Genomic DNA, 20571 nt, shown 5'->3' on the forward strand with positions numbered 1-20571 from the left:
CCCGCCGGGCACTACAGCAACGCCAGCAGGAGCACGCCGCCCAGCAGCAGTACGGCCCACCAGACCATCGAGTGGGTCGGCCACGGTGCGATGACCCTGCCGTTCACCGACGATCGGACTGTCGTCTCCCACAGGGCCGCGGCGCGGTGGCGCAGCGGCGTGACCACGGTCCGGTGCAGCCGGGGCACGGCGCGGCTCAGGGCGTGCCAGGCGGAGGGAAGGGCACGGCGGTAGACCACGTCGGCGTCCACGTTCACCGAGCGGAGCTCCGGGGGGTAGAGGCCGGTGCGTACGAGCAGGGTGAAGGCCATCGAGGCCAGCAGCAGTAGTTGCAGCTGGTTGATCACGTGGGGCGTCGTATAGGGCGCGTAGTCCATGGTGTGCGGCAGGAGCTCGTAGAAGAGGTTCGGCGCCACCCCGATGCCGACGCAGATCACCGCGGCCATCGTCATCGCCACCCGCATGTTCAACGGGGCCTCGGCCACCCGCAGCCCCCGGTCGTGGGCGAAGAAGGCGAAGTACGGGATTTTGATCCCGGCGTGGTGGAACACACCGGCGGAGGCGAACAGCAGCAGGAGCCAGACCACGGTCCGGTGTTCCTGCCCGACCGCCTCCATGATCACCGACTTGGTGGCGAAACCGGAGAACAGCGGGAACGCGGAGATGGATGCCGCGCCGATCATGCACAGCACCGTCGTCTGCGGCATGGACTTGTAGAGTCCGCCGAGTTCGGAGCCCTTGACGGTGCCGGTGCGCAGCAGCACGGCGCCCATGGCCATGAACAGCAGGCTCTTGAACACCATGTCCGCCACGGCGTGCGCGCTCGCGCCGTTCACTCCGAGGGCGCCGCCGACCCCCACCCCCGCGACCATGAACCCGAGCTGGTTGATCATGCTGTACGCCAGCACGCGACGCAGGTCGTTCTCGATCACGGCGTAGAAGATCGGGAACACGGTCATGGCCGCGCCGACCCAGATCAGCATCTCGGTGCCCGGGAAGCCACGCGCCAGCACATAGACCGCGAGCTTCGTCGTGAACGGCGACAGCACCACCGTGCCGACGACCGTCGCCTCCGGGTAGGTGTCCGTCAGCCACGCGTGCAGCAACGGGAAGGCGCACTTGATGCCCACCGCCGCCAGGATCAGCGCGTCGCCGGGGCCGTTCAGCCCGAGATAGCTGAACTCCAGGCCGTGGCCTTCCTGGACCCGCAGTGCCGTTCCGGCCAGCAACAGCAAGCCGGAGATCAGTTGCGCGATCAGGTATCTCATCCCCGCGCGATAGCTGCGCTCCGTACGCCCCGCCCAGATCAGGAAGGCCGACGACAGACCGGCGAGCTCCCAGAACACGAACAGTGTCAGGAGGTCGCCGGCCAGGGCGCCGCCGACTGCGGTGCCTGCGTACGCGAGTATCACCGCCTGCTGGAGGGAGTCCCTCAGGTGCAGGGCGTAGATCGAGGTCAGCAGCGCCGCGACCAGGAAACCGGTGGCGAACAGGCGGGACAGGGCGTCCACCCGCACCGGGGTCAGCTCCAGGCCGAAGAGGGCGAACGAGGCACTGGTGCCCTCGGGCAGCAGCCACAGCATGACCAGGCCCGCCACCGGCAGCGACAGGATCAGTGCCTGGCGCAGCCGGCCGCGCAGCAACGGCACACCGGCCGCGCCGACGATCAGCAGCAGAGCGGGGCTAGTCATCATCGCGGTTCCGTCCCGGCAGTTCCTCGACGCCCTCGTCCCGTTCCGGCGGCTCGTAGTAGTCCTCGTCGCGCCGCAGCCACCTCCGCAGCCCCTTCGCCGTGAGCACCAGCCCCACGCTGCCCGTGAAGCCGTAGAGGGCGTAGAAGCCGGGCCAGTGCTCGACGGAGAAGTACGGGTGCTTGGCGTAGAAGAAGTCGGCGACCAGCGCCAGCAGGCACAGGACGGCGAGGCCGTACACGATGCGGGTCACGTTGCGCGGATCGTCCAGCCGGCGTCGGTCGTCCTGGCGGAACTCGTCCCGGTGTTCGTCGTTCACGGCAGCTCCAGTGTCCCGGCCAGTGGATCGATCAGGGCCTGCGCACCGAAGAACAGCGCGACGCAGCCGAGCGCGGTCAGGACCAGCGGTACGGCCATGACGGGCGCCGCCTCACCGTGCGGCAGCGAACCGCTCGGTGGCCGAAGGAACGCCCGCACCGCGATCGGCATCAGATACGCCACGGCGAGCAGCGAGCCCACCAGCAGCACCACGAGCGGCACCACCTGGTCCGCCTCCGCCGTGCCCAGCAGCATCAGCCACTTGCTCCAGGTGCCGCCCGTGGGCGGCAGGCCGATGATCGAGACCGACGCCACCAGGAACGCGGCGAACGTCCACGGCATGGCGCGGCCGAGCCCGTCGAGTTCGCTGACCAGCGTCTTCCCGGCCGTGACGGCGATCGCTCCCGCACACAGGAACAGCGTGATCTTGGCGACCGCGTGGGTGACCATGTGCAGGGCGGCGCCCTCCGTCGCGACCTCGTCGGCGAGGGTGACTGCCAGCACGATGTAGGCGAGCTGGCTGACCGTGGAGTAGGCCAGCCGCCGCTTGAGGTTGTCGGCCCGCACCGCGACCACCGCGGCGGCGATCAGCGTGAAGGCCGCCACCCACGTCATCGGTCGCGCGGCGCCGCTCTCCCGCAGGGTGTCCAGGCCGAACACGTACACGGCGACCTTGAGGATCGTGAAGACGCCGGCCTTGACCACGGCCACCGCGTGCAGCAGCGCCGACACCGGGGCGGGCGCCACCATGGCCGCGGGCAGCCAGCGGTGCACCGGCATCAGCGCGGCCTTGCCGATGCCGAACACGTAGAGGGCGAAGAGCACGGTGAGCACCCCGGAACCGGCCTCGCCGGCGAGCAGGCCGCCGGGCCGGAAGTCGGTGGTGTCGGCCAGCACCCAGGTCCACACGATCGCGGGCAGCAGCAGCCCGATGGAGGTGGCCAGCAGCACCAGCGCGTAGGTGCGCGCGCCGCGCCGCGCCGCGCCGTTGCCGCTGTGGGCGACCAGGGGCCAGGTCGCCAGGGTCATGACCTCGTAGCCGATGAGCAGCGTGACCAGGTTGCCCGACAGCGCGATCCACATCGCGGAGGCGATGGTCAGCGCGAAATAGGCGAAGAACCGGGCGTGGGCGGGCTCCCGCGCGGCCCGCAGATAGCCGGCCGTGTACACGGTGGCCAGCGGCCAGAGCACGGCGGCGACCGAGGCGAACAGCAGCCCGAGTGGTTCGAGCACGAACTCCAGCGACAGGCCGGGCAGCCACGTCCACAGCTCGAAGCGTGGCCCGCGCTCCGCTGCCGGCCACAGGGAGAACACCACACCCGCCAGCGCGAGCCCGCAGACCACCGAGGCCACGTCACGGGCGATCGGACGGTCCCGCAGCAGCAGTACGGCGCCGCAGGCCAGCAGGGGAAGCGCCACCGCGACCGGCAGGGCGGTGGCCTGGTCGGGGGAGGTCCAGTCGGTGAACAACTCACCCACCTCCCGTTCCGAGCAGCGCCGAGGCCGCGGCGTCGGCGAGCCTGTCCGGCAGCGACGGGTCGATGCCGAAGTACAGCGACAGCAGGGCGAGGAACCACACGGCCGCGACCATCGACGCCGCAGGACGCGCGGGCGCGCTGCCCTCGGGCGGCTCACGGAACCAGGCGATCTCGACGACCCGCCCGACGTAGAACACCGCGAGCAGCGAGCTGACCAGCAGAGCGCCGAGCACGAGCCACTGGTCCCGCTCGACCAGCGCCGTCACCAGCGCCCACTTGCTGACGAATCCCGCGGTCGGCGGCACTCCGATCAGGCCGAGGCCGGCCACCACGAACGCGGCGAAAGTCCATGGCATCCGGCGGCCGATCCCGGCCAGGGCGGACAACTGCACCGAGCCGAGCCGCATCAGCAGCAGCCCGGCCGTCGCGAAGAGTGCCGCCTTGGTCACCGCGTGGGCCATGATGTGCAGGTACGCCGCCGAGAGCCCTGCCGTGGTGGCCAGGCTGATCCCGGCCATGATGTAGCCGATCTGCGCGATGCTGGACCAGGCGAGCACGTACCGCAGATCGTTCTGCAGGCAGGCGGCGGCGGACCCCACCAGCATGGCCACGGCGGCCAGCAGCAGGCCGATTCGGTCGACGGGCATCGAGTTGAACACCAGCGACGTGCCGAAGACGGTGAAGGCGAACCGGCACAGCACGTAGATCGCGACCTTGGTGCTGGTGGCGGCGAGGAACGTGCTGACGACGGACGGCGCTTCCGCGTAGGCCGCCGGCAGCCAGGCGTGCAGCGGGAACAGGGCCATCTTGACCGCGAGGCCGACGAACACGAACACCACCGCCGCCTGCACCGCGCGGTTGCTGTCGTTGCCGCTCAGCCGCTGCGCCAGGTCGACCATGTTCAGGGTGCCGGTGACCGCGTACGCCAGACCGATGCCGATCAGCACGAACACCGCGCCGACGCTGCCGATCACCAGGTAGCGGAAGGCGGCCAGCAGCGCGCGCCTGCGCCGCCCCATGGCGATCATCGTGTACGTCGCCAGCGAGCTGATCTCCAGGAACACGAACGCGTTGAACACGTCCCCGGTGATGGTCAGGCCCAGCAGCCCCGCCAGCGTGAGGCACAGGCAGGCGTAGAGCAGCGTGCCGCGCCGGGCGTCCATCTCGGCCGCCACACTGCGGTGGCCGTAGACCGCGGCGACCGCGGCGCTCAGCGACACCAGCAGCAGGATCGGCGTACTGAAGTCGCCCACCACGAACTCGATGCCGGCCGGCACCGGCCAGCCGCCCATCCGGTACCGCACCGGGCCTTCGTCCGCCACCTGCTCGGTGAGCAGGGCGGCGCAGGTCAACGAGAAGAGGGAGGCGGCGAGGAAGACCAGCCAGGCCGCCGTCCGGGAGCGCACGAGCACGCACAGCGGCGCGCAGGCCAGCGGGATCGTCACTTGCAGCACGGGCAGGTGGGTCATGAGCCGCTGCCCTGCCGGTCGGTGTCGTGTGGACGGCCGGTGCCGTCGGAGCCGGGGCTGTCGTCGTTGGCGCCGTCGTCGTCGGCGCTTTCGGAGCAGTCAGGACCGGTGCTGTCGTCTTCCGTGATCTCGTCCTCCTCGACGGTGCCGTACGCCTCGAAGATGCGTACGGCCAGTGCCAGCCCCACAGCGAGGGTGGCGACCCCGACCACGATGGCGGTGAGGATCAGCACCTGGGGCAGCGGATGCGAGTACGTCTCGACGTCGTCCGAGATGATCGGCGCGCTGCCGCCGTCCCTCTTGCCGAGGCCGATGTAGAACAGGAAGACGCCGACCTGGAACAGGCTCAGGCCGATCAGCTTCTTCAGCAGGTTGCCGTGGCTGATGACGACATAGAGCCCGATCAGCATGAGGGCGAAGAACGTCCAGTAGACGTAGTGCGTCGCGATCACCGGGAGACTCCTCGGGCCGCGAAACTGAAGAAGATCGTGGTCATGACCGAGGCGACGGTGATGCCGATGGCCGTCTCGACCACCAGGATCCCGAGGTGCTGTCCGCTCTCGGGGTGGTTCGGGTCGAGGACGCCGTAGTCCAGGAACGAGCCGCCGAGCAGCATTGTGGTCAGGCCGAGACCCACGTAGACCAGCAGACCGAGCGAGATCAGCAGCCACAGCGCGGCTCGGGGCACCACCTGCTGGGCCTTGTCCAGTCCGAACACCAGGCCGTAGAGCACGAAGCCGCTCGCGAAGATCACGCCGGCCTGGAAGCCGCCGCCGGGGCCGTAGTCGCCGTGGAAGAGGACGTACAGCGCGAACAGCAGGATGAACGGCATCAGCGTGCCGGTGACGACGCGGATGACGCGGTAGTCGGCGAGGTGGAAGTCAGCGGGCGGCCGCATCTGCTCCGGCCGCGCGAGCGGACCGAGGAGCGACAGCACGGCGATGCCAGCGGTGAACACGACAACCAGCTCGCCCAAGGTGTCGAGTCCGCGGTAACTCGCCAGCACCGAGGTGACGGTGTTGGGGATGCCGATGTCCTCCTGGGAGTCGCGCAGATAGGTCTCGGTGACGGGATGCTGGTGCACGGGGCTACCGGCGGACCCGAAGTCGGGCAGGTCCAGGCTGGCGTAGGCGAGCACGCCGCCGGTCAGCAGGACGACGATCGCCCCGGGCAGGCGCCGCCGACGAGGGGTGACGGCCTCCCGCGAGCGGGTCAGCGCGAGCCCGCCGAGAAGCAGCACCGTGCTGATGCCGACGCCGACCGCGGCCTCGGTGAACGCCACGTCCACGGCGTCCAGCAGGACGAAGAGGCACGCGGTGACCAGGCTGAACAGAGCCGCCAGCATGGTGGCCCCGTAGAGCGCGCGCATCCGTGTGATGGCGGCGGCCGTCGCGGTGAGGATGGTCAGCAGTACGAAGTGGATCAGCCCGAAGGTCGTCATCAGCGGCGTGGGTCACCCTCTCGCCATACGCGTACCCCGTCCCGGCGCGCGGCGTGTGCCAGGATGTGCGTCGCGGTCGGGCTGGTCAGCGCCATGAAGAGCAGGATGATCACCAGCCGGATCCCGGTGTCCCACGCGGTCGTGCGCAGGAGCAGGCCGAGCAGGATCAGCCCGGCGCCGACGGAGTCGGTGACGCCGACGGCGTGGATACGGGTGTAGAAGTCGGGAAAGCGCAGCAGGCCCACCGCGCCGGAGAGCAGGAACAGCGCACCGGCGACCAGCAGGACGCCGCTCAGCACTTCGAGGACGATCACTGTCCCTCGCCTCCCTTCGAGCCGCTCAGCAGTTCTTTGTAGTGCGTCAGGCGGAGGACGGCGACGGTGGCGACGAAGTTGACCAGTGCGTAGAGGATGCCGATGTCGAGGAACTCGGGCCGGCCGAAGAGGAAGCCGGCGACCGCGATGAACAGCACGGTCTTGGTGCCGAAGTTGTTGATGGCGAGGATACGGTTGTAGAGGCCGGGGCCAAGGAATGCGCGTAGCAGGGCGAGGACCATGGTGACGAGCAACGCCACCATGACGGCGAAGATCATCGGCGCGCCTCCGTCCGCCGCACCCGGCTCAGCATGGCTCCGTCGCCGAGCGCGTCGATGTCGGCCCCCTTCAGGCTGTGCACCTCGATGCTGTCGTCATGGACGGCGAGCGAGAGTGTGCCCGGGGTCAGGGTGATCGAGTTCGCGTAGACCACCAGCGAGCGCTCCGGCAGGTCGGCGGCCGGCGTCGACTCCACGACGGGCCGCAGGTCCATACGGGGCGACCACACCTTCCGTACCACCGCGCACGCCGTGAGGAACACCTGTCCGCTCAGCCACAGGAAGTAGCGCGGCAGGCGCAGCGCGAAGGGCAACGTCAGCCCGTGGTGGTCAAGAGCGGCACGCCGGATCAGCCAGCAGACCACGACGACCGAGAGCACGCCGAGCGTCAGCAGCAGCGGGTCGTAGTGCCCGGACAGAATCAGCCAGAACAGGGCCGGAACCGGCGCCATCCGCAGCAGGCTCCGGACGGCACTGTCCCGGGGGCGTCGGGTCCGCTCGACCAGCGGAGTTTCGCTGTCCAGCTGGGTCATACGGCCCCCTCACGATCGCGTCGGCCGAGCGGCCGAGCGCCGGGGACGCCGACCGCATCGCCAACGCGGGCGCCGGTCAGCGTCGCGGTGATCCGGTCGGTGTGTCCTTCGTCGATCACTCGGGCGAGGCGGGGTTCGTTCCACAGACAGCGCGGAAGTGCCACCCTGAGCGGGCCCACCACCGACACGCAGCCGACCACCTCGCCTCGTTCTTCGGTGCGAACGAGACCGGGCAGGCCATGCCGGGCCACCACCCGCACGGCGGACAGAGCACCGTCTCCCGGTTGTGCGGTCGGCAACGTCTCGACGACATCGGCAGCATTCATGATCGTCTCCCGACATCGAAACGCCAACACGGGCAGGTCCAGCAGGTTCCCTCTTGATTCTCCGTTAACGCGTGATCCCGGCCAACGGCCGACGCTGACAATCAACGGCCTGTCTTCTTTGCCGACCGTCGGCAAAGAGCGTCATATGCCACGCTTTGGTGCGCCCCTGACTCCGCAGCCGTTGGTGGTTCGTCACCGGACAGAGCAAGCTGTCCCGTGTGCCGCCGTACGAAGAGGGGACCGAACTTCCATGACGCGGGAGACTCCCCCGGACTCCACCCCTGCCGGTGCGCAGCTACCCGGCCCGGCCGACCTCGCCCGGCGGGCGAGCCAGCAGGCGCGCGGCGTGCCGGCGGATCTGCTGGACGGCTACCCGGCCATGCTGGCGAGGGTCAGCACGGGAGGACAGCTCGGCCATGACGAACTCCGGCGGCTGCGCGACATCGGTGCCCGCGCGGCCGAGCAGGACGTGCCCATGCGCGGCGTCATCGACCTCTACCTGAGCGCGACATCGCTCGCCTGGCCCTCGTTGCCCGGTGTGCGAGCAGCGGCGGACGCGGACGCACTGCGCCACATCGGTGAGGCGGTCTTCCACGCCACCGACGCCGTCATCACGGCGGTCGCCGAAGGGTACGAGGAGGCACAACGCTGGTCGCTGCGCCGCGAGGAGTCGTTCCGGCGCGAGTTCGTCGACGACCTCCTGGACGGGCGCAGGCTGGAGACCCTCGCGGAACGTGCCGAACGGTACGGCCTACGGCTCGCGGGCAGCTACGTGGTGGTCGTGGCGGCGGGCGCGGAGCGCTTCGTCGACGGCGGTCCGGTGACCCGCCAGATGGAGTCGGTCATCGACCGCGACCCGGCGAGTAGGGACGTCCTCGTGACGACCAAGGACGGTCTGCTGGTGTGCATCGCGCCGGACACGCGCGGGGCAGTGGAGGAGTTCGTCGGCCGGTTCACGGAAACGCTGAGCCCGGACGACCGCTGGCGGATCGGCATCGGCCGCCCCCAGCGCGGACCCGGCGGTGCCGTGCGGTCCTTCGAGCAGGCCAGGCAGGCGCTGCACATCGGCCAGAGCCTGCAACTGCCCGGTCATGTGCACCGGGCGTCCGAACTGCTCGTCTACCAGGTGCTGATCCGTGACAGAGCCGCGCTCGCCGACCTCGTCGAAGTCGTCCTCGAGCCGTTGCGCATGGCACGCACTCGTCCGGACACACTGCTGAACACCTTGTCGGCGTACTTCGAAGCGGGCCGGGTGGCGACTGCCGCGGCGCAGAAGCTGCACGTCGGCGTACGGACCGTGACCTATCGCCTCAACCGGATCGAGGCGTTGACCGGTTACTCGGCGTACGACCCGCAACAGAGCTTCACTCTGCAGGTGGCCGTGCTCGGGGCACAGCTGCTCGGCTGGCCGGAGGCTTCCTGACCGAGATACGGTCCTCACCGGGAACGCCGGCGGCCGGCGGTGGTGCGGGCGCGGACGCCGGCTACCTCTGGGCCTTCTCCGCAATCACCGCCTCGCCCGGCGCCAAGGGCCACTGCCGCAGACGACGCGACCAGGAAGACTGGCACGCAGTTGCCTGAGGTGTCTCACGGCGGCCCCTGGCGACAGCCGAGCGTTTGCTCAACCGCCGGACGTCTGCCCCCGGCGCGGCATCTGGGGCGACATCGCGGCCTCGGCCTCCGCCTTGGCGTCGCTCACCGCGGCGGCGGCCTGTTTCTCGGCCTCGTCAGCAGCCGCCGCAGCCTCGAGCGAAACCGCCGAGCCTGCACCGAGCTCCGGAATCCCGCCTTCCTGCGAGGTGCCGTCAGCGTCGGCGGTGGCTGCCTCCTCAGGTTGCGCCGGTTTGGGAGGACCCGCCGCCGACTGATCACCGAACGCAGTGGTGACGGTCCGAACTGCCTCGGTCAGCTCCCCCGGGATCACCCAGAACGTGTTGTTGTCGCTGCTCGCCAGGTGTGGGAGCGTCTCCAGGTACTTGTAGGCCAGGACCTTCGGGTCGGCATTGTTGCGATGGACGGCCTGGAAGACGAGCTCCACCGCCTTTGCCTCGCCGTCCGCCCGCAAAATCATGGCTTGTTGCGTGCCCTGTGCCTCCAGGATGTCCTTCTGCTTCGTGCCTTCAGCGGTAAGGATCTTGGCTTGCCGCTCCCCCTCGGCGTGCAGGATGGCCGCGCGCTTGTCACGCTCGGCCCGCATCTGCTTCTCCATCGCTTCCTTGATGGTGTGCGGCGGATCGATGGCCTTGATCTCGACACGGTTGACCCGGATGCCCCACTTGCCGGTGGCATCGTCGAGGACGGCGCGGAGCCGGGAGTTGATCTCCTCGCGCGAGGTGAGCGTCTCCTCCAGGTCCATGCTGCCGATGACGTTCCGCAGCGTGGTCACGGTGAGCTGATCGATCGCCTGGAGGTAATCAGCGACCTCGTAGGCCGCCGCCCGCGGGTCAGTGATCTGGTAGTAGAGCACGGTGTCGATGTTCACCACGAGGTTGTCCTCGGTGATCACCGGCCTGGGGTCGGACGAATAGACCTGCTCGCGCACGTCGAGTTTGGTGTTGATGCGGTCCGCCACCGGCAGGACCAGGTTCAGCCCGGGTTGCAGCGTCCGGCGATATCGGCCGAACCGCTCGATGTTGTAGCGGCGCGCCTGCGGGACGATCCGCACAGTGGAGGCCACGAGGAAGACGACAACAAGGGCCGCCACAAGAATGAGGACGACAACTGGATCCACAGTGCCTCCGTTGCTATGTGTTCAGCCGTTCATGGAAGGAGTTCGCGGGGGTAGACGATGGCCGTGGCGCCTTCGATCTCCATGACATCCACCAGCGCTCCCACCGGGATCACAAGGCTCTCGTCGAGGGCGCGGGCGGACCACTCTTCGCCGGAGAGTTTGATCAGGCCGCGGGTTGCGGTGACCTCCTGCATGACCTCGGCCCGCTTGCCGATCAGCGCATCACTGCCCTCGCGTGTGAGGGGTTGCTGTGCCATATGCCGCAGCGCGATGGGACGGACGATGACGAGGCCCGCTGCCGCCGCTGCTCCGAGGGCCAGGAGCTGGCCGAGAAGGCCGACGCCCACGCCGGCGACTACGGCGGCAACCAACGCAGCGCCCGCCAGCAACCCGAAGACCAGTGTCAGGGTGAAGAACTCCGCGGCACCCAGCGCCGCGGCGGTGAGCAGCCATACGAACCACGGCATCTAATCGCCCTCCTTCAGGGGCCATCTCCACCAAGCTACCTCCCGGAACGCCGGGCAGACAGGCACGGCAGCTGTGGTTCTCAATCGTTAAGGGTCTTGCTCTGATCTGCGGGGTGCCTGCGGGCAGGGTCGGCCCGCTGACGAGGAGATCCCGGGAAGCGGGGCTACAGCGGTCCCGTCGGAGGTATCCGGCGGGACCTTGCTGCGCGGGGCCGAGCGACGAGACAGCCCTCCAGAGGCCGCCCGGATCTCCTTCACGTGCCCAGCGAGGGGCTTGCCCGTTGCTCATCGGTGGCGAAACAGCGACTCGACGAGTTCCAGGGGAAGTTGCTCCATGTCCTTGCTGACCAGCTCCAGTACCTGGTCGTTCCACTGATTCGCCGCGTCGTCCAGCGCGCTGGAGAAGGCCCCGCGTGCCCGCCGTCCCATGAACGTCATGGCGAGGGGGAGCAGCAGGCGGGCGAAGGAGCGGCCCCTGACTCGTGCCTTGACGGTGACGCGCCAGCGTCCGTCGTCGGCTGGGCGCGGCACGGCCGTCACCGTGGCGCGGGCGAGCGCATGGTCGAGTCTGCCGGTCAGGGGCGTGGCCGTCGGGCGGCCGCGGCCCGCTGCCGACAGCCACCACTTGCCGAGGTCGAGGTGCAGGCGTCCGCTGCCGCCGGCGTACTTCGTCCATGAGCCGACGCCTGCCTGCACGGTCACCGAGAGCTTTGCCTCGCGCGGCCGTTCGGCGCTCGTGAGCCGGAGCGTGCAGGCCATGTGACCGGGGCCGCCGGGATCGTCGTCGAGCGTGACGAGTTCCAGGGCCGTCTCCCGCTTCCGGTCCCAGGCCAGGATCGTGAGCGTCTGGTCGCTGTCCGGTCCGCTGCCGTCGTCGTTCTCGAGGTGGTAGCGGGAGCCCGGCCGCAGGTGGGTTCCTCCCGCCAGGAGTAGTTCGGGCAGCCTCCGTCCGTCGGGCAGCCGTAGCCGTGCGCCTTCGGCTTCGGTGCTTTCCGCGAGGTCGTGGAGCGTGACGACGCACGACTCGAACCAGTGGCGGGGCACCGGGGCGAGCGTCACGGTGTGCTGGAAGCGAGCCATGCGCCAAGGGTCACTGTTTTACGGGTCCTGGGTCAGTGGGGCGGTCAGGCAGTGACCGGCTCGGTCTGGTTGCCGGGTTCCGGGCGTTCCGCCCGGTGTTCCCAGGGGCACGGCCACGATGGCAGTACTGACTATCCGGACATAGCAGGTCGTCACGGCAACGCGGTGCGTCAGCGCCTCCGGGACACAACCGGGGGCCCTTGCCGAAGACTGGTTGCTGTGGGCGGCGGCATCCGTGCCGTTCCGCGTCGACTTGCGGCAGCGGCCCGAGGTGGCATTGGACGGGGTGACGCCCGCTGCCTTTCCCGCGGGATTTTCTCCTTCCCCCGATACCGGCACGAACGAGAACGAGACGGCGACAGCTGAGTGCACGCCTCGCGACCGGAACTGGTCACGACGTAGGAGCCGAGTAGCCACCGCCGGCTCGGTCGACTGTCCGGGTATCGCAGTCCGGCATCAACGAGACGTCAAGGCTGCCGGAACGCGGCAATGCGGTGAGGAGCAACGCCACTTCACAATGGTCTCGGCGCAAACACGGGGACGTCCCGGTGCTCAGCTCCGGCAACGGCTCTGGGTACCTGGACGCTACAGCGAGACTTGGGGGGTGCGGGATGCTGGAGATCATCGACGCCGCCGCGCAGTTCCCCACCGTCATCTTCACCTCTGCCCTGGTGGTCGCACTCGGCTTCTGGTTTCTGGTCCTGCTGGGCCGGGTCCGCGTACGCGACTTCGATGCCGACGCCCCAGCGCTGGCCAAGGCGCTCGGAGGAGTACCGGTCACCGTTGCCGCCTTCGTCGTCACGGTGTGCGGCTGGCTCGTCAGCCTCACTGGGTTGGTCGTGATGGACCGGGCCGGCGTGACAGGGTTCGGCGCCGCCGTGGCCCGCGTCGCGCTGCTCGCTCTGTCCGCACTCGTCGCCTGGTCAGTGACACGTTGCCTCGTGGCTCCACTCACCAGACAGTTCTCAGGCGAACACAGGCCGCGACAACGGGACTTGGCCAACGGCACTCCGTTCGACCCCGGCAGTCGCAGCGCTCGCGGCTGAGCCGACTGCCCGCGGTGGAACCGCTGGGCCATACCTGTCACGCACTTGTCCGCGGCCGCGCGGGCCGCTTCGCCTCTCTGTCGAGGCGTCAACTCATCGCAGACTTCAAGGATTTCGTATGGATGCAACCACTGCGGGCATCGGTGTGACCGTCGCCGCTGTCCTGCTCGTCACGGTCGCCGTGCTGTTCGTCGTCTCCCGCCTGTTCCGCAAGGTGGAGCAGGGCAAGGCGCTGATCGTCTCCAAGCTTCGGAAGGTCGATGTGACCTTCACCGGGCAGGTCGTGCTGCCGGTGCTGCACAAGGCCGAGGTGATGGACATCTCGGTGAAGACCATCGAGATCACGCGGGCCGGCCGAGACGGGCTGATCTGCCGGGACAACATCCGCGCCGACATCCGGATCTCGTTCTTCGTCAAGGTCAACAAGACCGTCGAGGACGTCATCAAGGTCGCCCAGGCCGTCGGCACGGTACGGGCCAGCGACCGGGACACGCTGCAGGAGCTGTTCCACGCGAAGTTCTCCGAGGCGCTGAAGACCGTCGGCAAGCAGATGGACTTCACCGACCTGTACACCAAGCGCGAGGAACTGCGGTACCGGATCATCGAGGTCATCGGCGTCGACCTCAGCGGCTACCACCTGGAGGACGCGGCGATCGACTACCTGGAGCAGACGCCGCTGAGCCAGCTCGACCCGGCCAACGTCCTGGACGCCCAGGGCATCCGCAAGATCACCGAACTGACGGCCGTGGAGCATGTGCGCACCAATGAGGCACAGCGCACCGAGGAGAAGGAGATCACCCGGCAGAACGTCGACGCCCGCGAGGCCATCCTGGAACTGGAGCGCCGCCAGGCCGACGCCGAGATCAAGCAGAAGCGGGAGATCGACACCGTACGGGCCCGCGAGGAGGCCGAGACGGCGCGGGTGATGGAGGAAGAGCGGCTGCGCTCGCAGGGCGCCTTCCTGAAGACCGAGGAGCAGCTCGGCATCCAGCGCGAGAACCAGGGCCGCGAGGTCGCCGTCGCGCAGAAGAACCGCGAGCGGGTCATCGCCATCGAGAACGAGCGCATCGAGAAGGACCGGCTCCTCGAAGTCATCGCACGCGAGCGGGAGACACAGCTGACCCGGATCGCCGCCGAAAAGGAGGTCGAGGCGGAGAAGCGGGAGATCGCCGAGGTCATCCGCGAGCGGGTCGCCGTGGACCGTACGGTCGCCGAGCAGGAGGAGTCCATCAAGAAGCTGCGTGCCGTGGAGGAGGCCGAGCGGCAGCGGCAGGCCCTGATCATCTCCGCCGAGGGGGAGGCGCAGGAGAAGCTGGTCAAGGACATCAAGGCCGCCGAGGCCGCCGAGCAGGCAGCCGTGCACCGCGCAGCGGAGGAACTGACCCTGGCCGAGGCCCGGTTGAAGAGTGCCGACCTCGACGCCCAGGCCAAGCTGCGACTCGCCGAGGGCATTCAGGCCGAGTGCGCAGCCGAGGGTCTGGCTGCCGTTCAGGTCCGCGACAAGGAGGCGGAGGTCATCGAGAAGGCCGGCCGTGCGGAGGCGGAGGCGGCCGAAGCGCGGATGCGGGCCGAGGCGGAGGGCTCCCGGGCGAAGGCGCTCGCGGAGGCGGAGGGCATCGGCGAGAGGCTGAAGGCCGAGGCCGCCGGTCTGACCGAGAAGGCCGTCGCGATGGCCGCACTGGACGACGCGTCCCGCGAACACGAGGAGTACCGGCTGCGGCTGGAGGCCGAGAAGGACATCCGCCTCGCGGGTCTGGACGTGCAGCGGCAGGTCGCCGAGGCGCAGGCCACAGTGCTCGCCACCGGCCTGGAGAACGCCGACATCAACATCGTCGGCGGGGAGTCGGTCTTCTTCGACCGTCTGGTGTCCTCGATCGCGCTCGGCAAGGGCGTCGACAGCTTCGTGCAGCACTCCGAGACCGCGCAGGCGCTGGCGAAGCCCTGGCTGGACGGCACCTCCAGCTTCACCGACGACCTGAGCCGTGTCCTCGGCTCGGTCTCGACAGCCGACGTGCAGAACCTGACCGTCTCCGCCGTGCTGATGCAGCTGATGAAGAGCGGTGGCGCGAACACCGGACAGCTCCAGCAACTGCTGGACAAGGCAGGGGAGCTGGGCCTGACCGATACTCCGCTCGCTGCGGTCAACGGCAGCGCCAGGCTCTGATGACCCATGGCCGGGAGCTGCCGCACAGGGGACAGCAGCTCCCGGCCATGCTTCCTGACTTTCTGAGAGGGATCCCATGACCACCGGTCTGGACACCGGCACGTACGAGGTGCTGCGCGACCGCCTCACCGCGCAGGCCGCCGAACTCGCCCGCCGCACCGAGGCGCTCAACGACCGCCGCACCGAGGAGTTCGGCTCGACACGGCTCGAACTCGCCGGCACCGAGCGGCTGCGCACCGAGCACGCCTGCGTGCCCCGCGACATCGTCTCCGTCGGCGACGTGCTGCTCTTCGGCCACAACGTCTTCCTCGGCCGGGGGCCCGAGACGAAGGTCGCCGACGTCTTCGCACTGCACGACCGCGACCTGAACCGGCTGCCCGACGACGCCGTGCCCGGACTGCTCGACGACCCAGCCTTCGTCCGCGAGCTGGCCGCCCTCTACCGCTACTACCGCCAGGCCCACCTCCTCCAACTTCGCCGTATTGAAGGCAAGCTGCTCGCCGTCTTCCAGACCGGGGAGAAGGCCGGCGACATCCGCGTCCTGCGCTGGGCTCTCACCGACGACGGCCGGGCCGTCTTCCTGGACGCGCGTGGCGACCGCGACCATGTCTTCCCGTCCTCCCACGACTTCGAGTGGACCGAGACGACCCGGGAGGACCACGTCCTCGGCCGCCACCCGCATCTCTCCATCGAGGGCGAGGTCTTCGTCGAGACGCTCGGCGGCACCCTGACCGTCAAGGTCGAGGACGACACCGAGACGGGCGAGGGCATCTACGCCGAGCCCGTCGACGAGCCGCTCCAGTCGCTCGCCGACGCGGACATCGCGTACGCGCGCGTGGGCGCCCTCATTCTGCTGGACATCCTCCCTTACAAGGAGGATGTACACCGCTACCTGGCGTTCAACACCCTCACCAGGACGGTCGTCCGCCTTGACGGCCTCGGACAGGCCTGCCGACAGCTGCCCGAGGACCAGGGCATCGTCTTCCCCGGCGGCTACTGCCTGGCCACCGGGGCGTACAAGACGTTCGACGGCATCGACACGGCGGACCTGGAGTTCGAGCGCGCAGTCCGCTCCCCGAACGGCGAGGACGTCCTGTTCGCCTTCCACGCCCGGGTGGAAGGCCGCAGCCTGCTGCTGCCGTACAACGTGATCCGCAAGGAGGTCGCCACCCCGCTGTCCTGCCACGGCTGGGCCCTCTTCGGCGACGGCACGCTGATGGTGCTGCGTGCCGACAGCGACGAGCCGCAACGCGTGCACCCGCTCCAGCTGTGGAAGTCCCCGTACGTCTCCGACACCCACGCCGCCGGCCGGCCCGTCGGCACCGGCCCGCTCGCCCGCGTCGGCAACGCCGACCTCGTACGCGGCATTTCCGACTGCCTGTCCATCACGAACGGCGTCTCCGAGACCACCCCGACGACTGAGGTGTACGAGGCACTGGCCGCCGCGTGCGTCCGGGTCGCCGACTCCCACCACTGGCTGGGAGAGCCCGAACTCGGCGATCTGCTGGGCCCATTGGAGCAAGTGCGGACGACAGCCGAGCAGGTGCTGGCCGAGTTCCACACCGTTCAGGCGCTGACCCGGCGGGCCGCCGAAGCGCTCGGGGAGGCCGCCGCTCAGGTCGCGGGTGTCGTACGGCGCCTGCGCGGCGAGGCCCCGCGCAGTGCTGCCGCCTGGGTGCGGGGCCTGACGGAACTCCGGCACGCCCAGGGACACCTGCTCACCCTCAAGGACCTGCGGTACGCCGACACCGCCCGCATCGACGAACTGGCAGCCGACGTCGAGGCCGACCTCGCCACCTTCGGTCAGCGGGCCGTCTCCCACCTCGCCCGCGAGGACGCCTTCGCCGACCACCAGGCCGACATCGAGCAACTCGTCGCCGACGCCGAGACGATCGCCACCGTCGCCGAGGCCGCACCCGTCGCCGCCCGCCTCGACGAACTCGCCGACGGGCTGGCCACGGTGACCGAGGTCGTCGCCGGCCTGGACATCGGCGACGCCACCGTCCGTACGTCCATCCTGGAGCGGATCGCCGAGGTCCTCGGCGGCGTCAACCGTGCCCGCGCCACCCTCGACGGCCGCCGCCGCGCTCTCCTCGACGACGAGGGACGCGCCGAGTTCGCCGCCGAGTTCGCGCTGCTCGGCCAGTCGGTCACCGGCGCCCTCGCGGCCGCCGACAGCCCGGATGCCTGCGACGAGCAACTCGCCCGTGTGCTGCTCCTGTTGGAGAACCTGGAGTCCCGGTTCGCCGAGTTCGACGACTTTCTCGGCGAGCTGGCGGACAAGCGCGACGAGGTCCACGAGGCGTTCACGGCCCGCAAGCAGACCCTCGCCGACGCCCGCTCCCGCCGTGCGGAACGCCTGGCAGACTCGGCAACCCGGGTCCTGCAGACGGTCACGCGCCGGGCCACCACCCTTTCCGACGCGGACGCCGTCGCCACGTACTTCACCTCCGACCCGATGCCCGCCAAGGTCCGCCGCATTGCCGACGAGCTGCGCGAACTCGGCGACCAGGTCCGGGCGGAGGAACTCGATGGCCGCCTCAAGTCCGCCCGCCAGGAGGCCCTGCGCGCCCTGCGCGACCGCACCGACCTGTACGCCGACGACGGCCGCACCATCCGCCTCGGCACCCACCTGTTCGCCGTCAACACCCAGCCCCTGGACCTGACCCTGGTCCCGCACGGCGACACCCTCGCCTTCGCACTCACCGGCACCGACTACCGCGCGCCGATCGCGGATCCCGACTTCGTCGCCACCCGCCCCTACTGGGACCGCCCGCTGTCCTCGGAGTCGCCCGAGGTCTACCGTGCCGAGCACCTCGCCGCCCGCCTGCTGGACGAACACGGCCCGGCGGCTCTGGCCGAGGCCGACCTGGCCGCGCTGGTAAGGCAGGCTGCGGAGGGGTCGTACGACGAGGGCTACGAGCGCGGCGTTCACGACCACGACGCCACCTTGATCCTCGCCGCGCTCCTGCGCCTGCGCGAAGGTGCGGGCCTGCTGCGCCATGAGCCCGCCGCCCGCGCCACCGCCCAGTTGTTCTGGGCGCACGGCACGACGGAGGGTGGCCGCGAAAGCTGGACCCGGCGCGCGGTGTCGCTGGCACGAGCCCGGGACACGTTCGGTCTGGCGCCTGCGATCGCCGACCTGCAGAAGGAGTTGGCACAAGCGATCACCGGAGAGGTCGCGGATGCCGCCGCCGCGTACCTCTTCGAGGAGCTGACCAGCGGCCCCGACGGTTTCGTCATCAGCGTCGGCGCCCGCACGCTGCTCGACAAGTTCCGGCGTACGGTGGGAACTTCGGCGTACGAAGACGACCTCGCCGCACTTGGCGACCTGGCCGAGCGCAAGCAGCTCGTCGAGGCGTGGCTCTCCTCGTACACGTCCGCCACCGGCACGGACACCGCCCCCGGAGACCTGGCCGAGGCGGTGGCCGCCGAGCTCTGCCCGGACCTGCCCCGCCACGAGTCCGACGCGCCGCTGGCCGAGACCGTCGAGGGGCTGCTCGGTGCCCATCCGCGCATCACCGGCCGCACGCTCGCTGTCCGTATCGACGAATTCCTCTCCCGCACGCACGCGTTCCGCACCCATGGCGTGACCGGCCACCGTGCCTATCTGCGTCGCCGTACGGCGCTGGTGGCTGCCGAGCGCACGCGCATCCGCCTGGACGAGTACCGGCCGCGAGTGATGTCGGCGTTCGTCCGCAGCAGGCTCATCGACGAGGTGTACCTCCCCCTCATCGGCGACAGCCTCGCCAAGCAGCTCGGCACCACGGGCGCGTCCAAGCGCACCGACACCGGCGGCCTGCTCCTGCTCGTGTCGCCGCCCGGTTACGGCAAGACGACGCTCATGGAGTACGTCGCCGACCGCCTCGGCCTGCTCCTGGTGAAGGTCAACGGCCCGGCGCTGGGGCACGCCGTCACCTCCCTCGACCCGGCCGAGGCCCCGAACGCCACGGCCCGCCAGGAAATCGAGAAGATCAACTTCGCACTGGAGGCAGGCAACAACACGCTCCTCTACCTGGACGACATCCAGCACACCTCGCCCGAGCTGCTGCAGAAGTTCATTCCGCTGTGCGACGCGACCCGCCGCATGGAGGGCGTCCAGGACGGGCAGCCGCGGGCCTACGACCTGCGGGGCAAGCGGTTCGCGGTCTGCATGGCGGGCAACCCCTACACCGAGTCCGGCAGCCGTTTCCGCGTGCCCGACATGCTGGCCAACCGCGCAGACGTCTGGAACCTCGGAGACGTCCTGACCGGCAAGGAGCACGCCTTCGCGCTCAGCTTCATCGAGAACGCGCTGACCGCGAATCCGGTCCTCGCCCCGCTCGCCGGCCGCGACCGCACCGACCTGGAACTGCTGATCCGCCTCGCCGACGGCGACACGACGGCCCGCGCCGACCAGCTGACCCACCCGTACGCGCCCGCCGAGCTGGATCGGATCCTGGCGGTGCTGCGTCACCTGCTGACCGCTCGCGAAACGGTCCTCGCGGTCAACGCCACCTACATCGCCTCCGCCGCCCAGACCGATGCCACCCGCACCGAGCCGCCCTTCCAGCTCCAGGGCTCCTACCGCAACATGAACAAGATCGCCCAGCGCATCCAGCCCGTCATGAACGACACCGAGCTCGCCGCGCTGATCGACGACCACTACACCGCCGAGGCCCAGACCCTCACCACCGGCGCTGAGGCCAACCTGCTGAAACTGGCCGAGCTGCGCGGCACACTCACGGACGAACAGGCGCTGCGCTGGACCGAGTTGAAGGCAGCGTACGTCCGCACCCAGGCCCTGGGCGGGCCGGACAACGACCCTCTCACCCGCGCGGTGGCCACCCTCGGGCTGCTCGCCGACCGGATCGCGGCCGTCGAGTCAGCGATCAACCGTGCCGCCGACCCACGCCATCTGGTCGCCAACCCCACCGCCCGACACGCGGCCCGCCCCGCCCCGGGGCACGGGGAGCACTGAGATGCCGCGCACCCGTCCGGCACCGCTGCCCCGGGAGTTCCCGACGTCGGCACGGTCCGCCGTCGGGCACGTGCTGGTGCGGGCTTGGCAGTGGGGCTGCTCGCGCTGCCCTTCTCCGCTGGACGCTTGGCCGAGGCGGCCACGGCGCCGGCCCGCTGACCTGGCCTCTCGCCTCTCGCCTTTCTCCTGTTCGGCGAGCTGTGCGAGGAACGCCCTCCGGCGCGCCACAGAGCGCCCAGGATGACCGCTCGGACCCTGACCGATGTGCACTCCGT

Annotated in this window: 17 protein-coding genes; 4 read left to right on the plus strand and 13 right to left on the minus strand. The window is 69.7% G+C overall.

From position 1 onward, the window contains the following. Window positions 1-11: 11 nt before the first annotated feature. From ACFYO0_RS34490 to ACFYO0_RS34535, 10 genes are read right to left on the minus strand one after another with little or no spacing between them, the layout of a single operon-like run. The gene (locus ACFYO0_RS34490; protein WP_388684066.1) at window positions 12-1694 is read right to left on the minus strand and encodes a Na(+)/H(+) antiporter subunit D; all 1683 of its coding nucleotides are present in this window, start codon (window positions 1692-1694) and stop codon (window positions 12-14) included. Then, window positions 1684-2010, minus strand: a complete 327-nt coding sequence (locus tag ACFYO0_RS34495) for a hypothetical protein (protein ID WP_388684069.1) — start codon at window positions 2008-2010, stop codon at window positions 1684-1686. The genes ACFYO0_RS34490 and ACFYO0_RS34495 overlap by 11 nt, the downstream gene beginning before the upstream one ends. Then, on the minus strand, window positions 2007-3488 hold the full coding sequence (locus tag ACFYO0_RS34500) for a proton-conducting transporter membrane subunit (protein ID WP_388684071.1): 1482 nt from the start codon (window positions 3486-3488) through the stop codon (window positions 2007-2009). Before ACFYO0_RS34500 ends, ACFYO0_RS34495 begins: the two co-directional genes overlap by 4 nt. Further along, on the minus strand, window positions 3481-4956 hold the full coding sequence (locus ACFYO0_RS34505) for a monovalent cation/H+ antiporter subunit D family protein (protein WP_388684074.1): 1476 nt from the start codon (window positions 4954-4956) through the stop codon (window positions 3481-3483). The genes ACFYO0_RS34500 and ACFYO0_RS34505 overlap by 8 nt, the downstream gene beginning before the upstream one ends. After that, window positions 4953-5408 carry a cation:proton antiporter subunit C gene (locus ACFYO0_RS34510; protein WP_388684076.1) on the minus strand — a complete coding sequence of 152 codons (456 nt, stop codon included), beginning with the start codon at window positions 5406-5408 and terminating at the stop codon, window positions 4953-4955. Before ACFYO0_RS34510 ends, ACFYO0_RS34505 begins: the two co-directional genes overlap by 4 nt. Continuing rightward, window positions 5405-6397 carry a DUF4040 domain-containing protein gene (locus ACFYO0_RS34515; protein ID WP_388684079.1) on the minus strand — a complete coding sequence of 331 codons (993 nt, stop codon included), beginning with the start codon at window positions 6395-6397 and terminating at the stop codon, window positions 5405-5407. The genes ACFYO0_RS34510 and ACFYO0_RS34515 overlap by 4 nt, the downstream gene beginning before the upstream one ends. Beyond that, window positions 6397-6711 (minus strand): monovalent cation/H(+) antiporter subunit G, encoded by a 315-nt coding sequence (mnhG, locus tag ACFYO0_RS34520; RefSeq protein ID WP_388684080.1) that lies wholly within the window; start codon window positions 6709-6711, stop codon window positions 6397-6399. Before mnhG ends, ACFYO0_RS34515 begins: the two co-directional genes overlap by 1 nt. Further along, window positions 6708-6989, minus strand: coding sequence for a monovalent cation/H+ antiporter complex subunit F (locus tag ACFYO0_RS34525; protein ID WP_388684083.1), 282 nt, complete (start codon window positions 6987-6989; stop codon window positions 6708-6710). Before ACFYO0_RS34525 ends, mnhG begins: the two co-directional genes overlap by 4 nt. Continuing rightward, complete coding sequence (locus ACFYO0_RS34530) at window positions 6986-7522, minus strand: Na+/H+ antiporter subunit E (protein ID WP_388684086.1); 537 nt, start codon at window positions 7520-7522, stop codon at window positions 6986-6988. Before ACFYO0_RS34530 ends, ACFYO0_RS34525 begins: the two co-directional genes overlap by 4 nt. Continuing rightward, on the minus strand, window positions 7519-7848 hold the full coding sequence (locus tag ACFYO0_RS34535; RefSeq protein WP_388684089.1) for a hypothetical protein: 330 nt from the start codon (window positions 7846-7848) through the stop codon (window positions 7519-7521). Before ACFYO0_RS34535 ends, ACFYO0_RS34530 begins: the two co-directional genes overlap by 4 nt. 250 nt (window positions 7849-8098) lie before the next feature. On the opposite strand from ACFYO0_RS34535, the gene ACFYO0_RS34540 reads away from it, so the two are divergent. Continuing rightward, window positions 8099-9271, plus strand: coding sequence for a PucR family transcriptional regulator (locus ACFYO0_RS34540; protein WP_388684091.1), 1173 nt, complete (start codon window positions 8099-8101; stop codon window positions 9269-9271). 198 nt (window positions 9272-9469) lie between these two features. Here the strand turns inward: ACFYO0_RS34540 and ACFYO0_RS34545 are convergent, their stop codons facing one another. From ACFYO0_RS34545 to ACFYO0_RS34555, 3 genes are all read right to left on the minus strand, one after another. Beyond that, a complete protein-coding gene (locus tag ACFYO0_RS34545; RefSeq protein ID WP_388684094.1) occupies window positions 9470-10579 on the minus strand; it encodes an SPFH domain-containing protein in 1110 nt (369 codons plus the stop codon). 29 nt (window positions 10580-10608) lie between these two features. Then, window positions 10609-11046: an NfeD family protein gene (locus tag ACFYO0_RS34550; protein WP_388684097.1), complete on the minus strand. Its 438-nt coding sequence runs from the start codon at window positions 11044-11046 to the stop codon at window positions 10609-10611. 285 nt (window positions 11047-11331) lie between these two features. Then, window positions 11332-12126 carry a hypothetical protein gene (locus ACFYO0_RS34555; protein ID WP_388684099.1) on the minus strand — a complete coding sequence of 265 codons (795 nt, stop codon included), beginning with the start codon at window positions 12124-12126 and terminating at the stop codon, window positions 11332-11334. 611 nt (window positions 12127-12737) lie between these two features. Here ACFYO0_RS34555 and ACFYO0_RS34560 point away from each other — a divergent pair. The 3 genes from ACFYO0_RS34560 to ACFYO0_RS34570 all read left to right on the plus strand — a co-directional run bounded on the left by ACFYO0_RS34560 (window position 12738) and on the right by ACFYO0_RS34570 (window position 20296). Next, entirely contained in the window at window positions 12738-13172 is a 435-nt protein-coding gene (locus ACFYO0_RS34560; RefSeq protein ID WP_388684102.1) for a hypothetical protein, read from the plus strand. A 118-nt stretch (window positions 13173-13290) separates the two neighbouring features. After that, the gene (locus ACFYO0_RS34565; protein ID WP_388684105.1) at window positions 13291-15336 is read left to right on the plus strand and encodes a flotillin family protein; all 2046 of its coding nucleotides are present in this window, start codon (window positions 13291-13293) and stop codon (window positions 15334-15336) included. 76 nt (window positions 15337-15412) lie between these two features. Then, complete coding sequence (locus ACFYO0_RS34570; protein ID WP_388684106.1) at window positions 15413-20296, plus strand: DNA repair ATPase; 4884 nt, start codon at window positions 15413-15415, stop codon at window positions 20294-20296. The last annotated feature ends 275 nt before the right edge of the window (window positions 20297-20571 follow it).

It is taken from the genome of Streptomyces sp. NPDC006365 (genome assembly GCF_042870755.1).
Lineage (GTDB): Bacteria > Actinomycetota > Actinomycetes > Streptomycetales > Streptomycetaceae > Streptomyces > Streptomyces xiangluensis.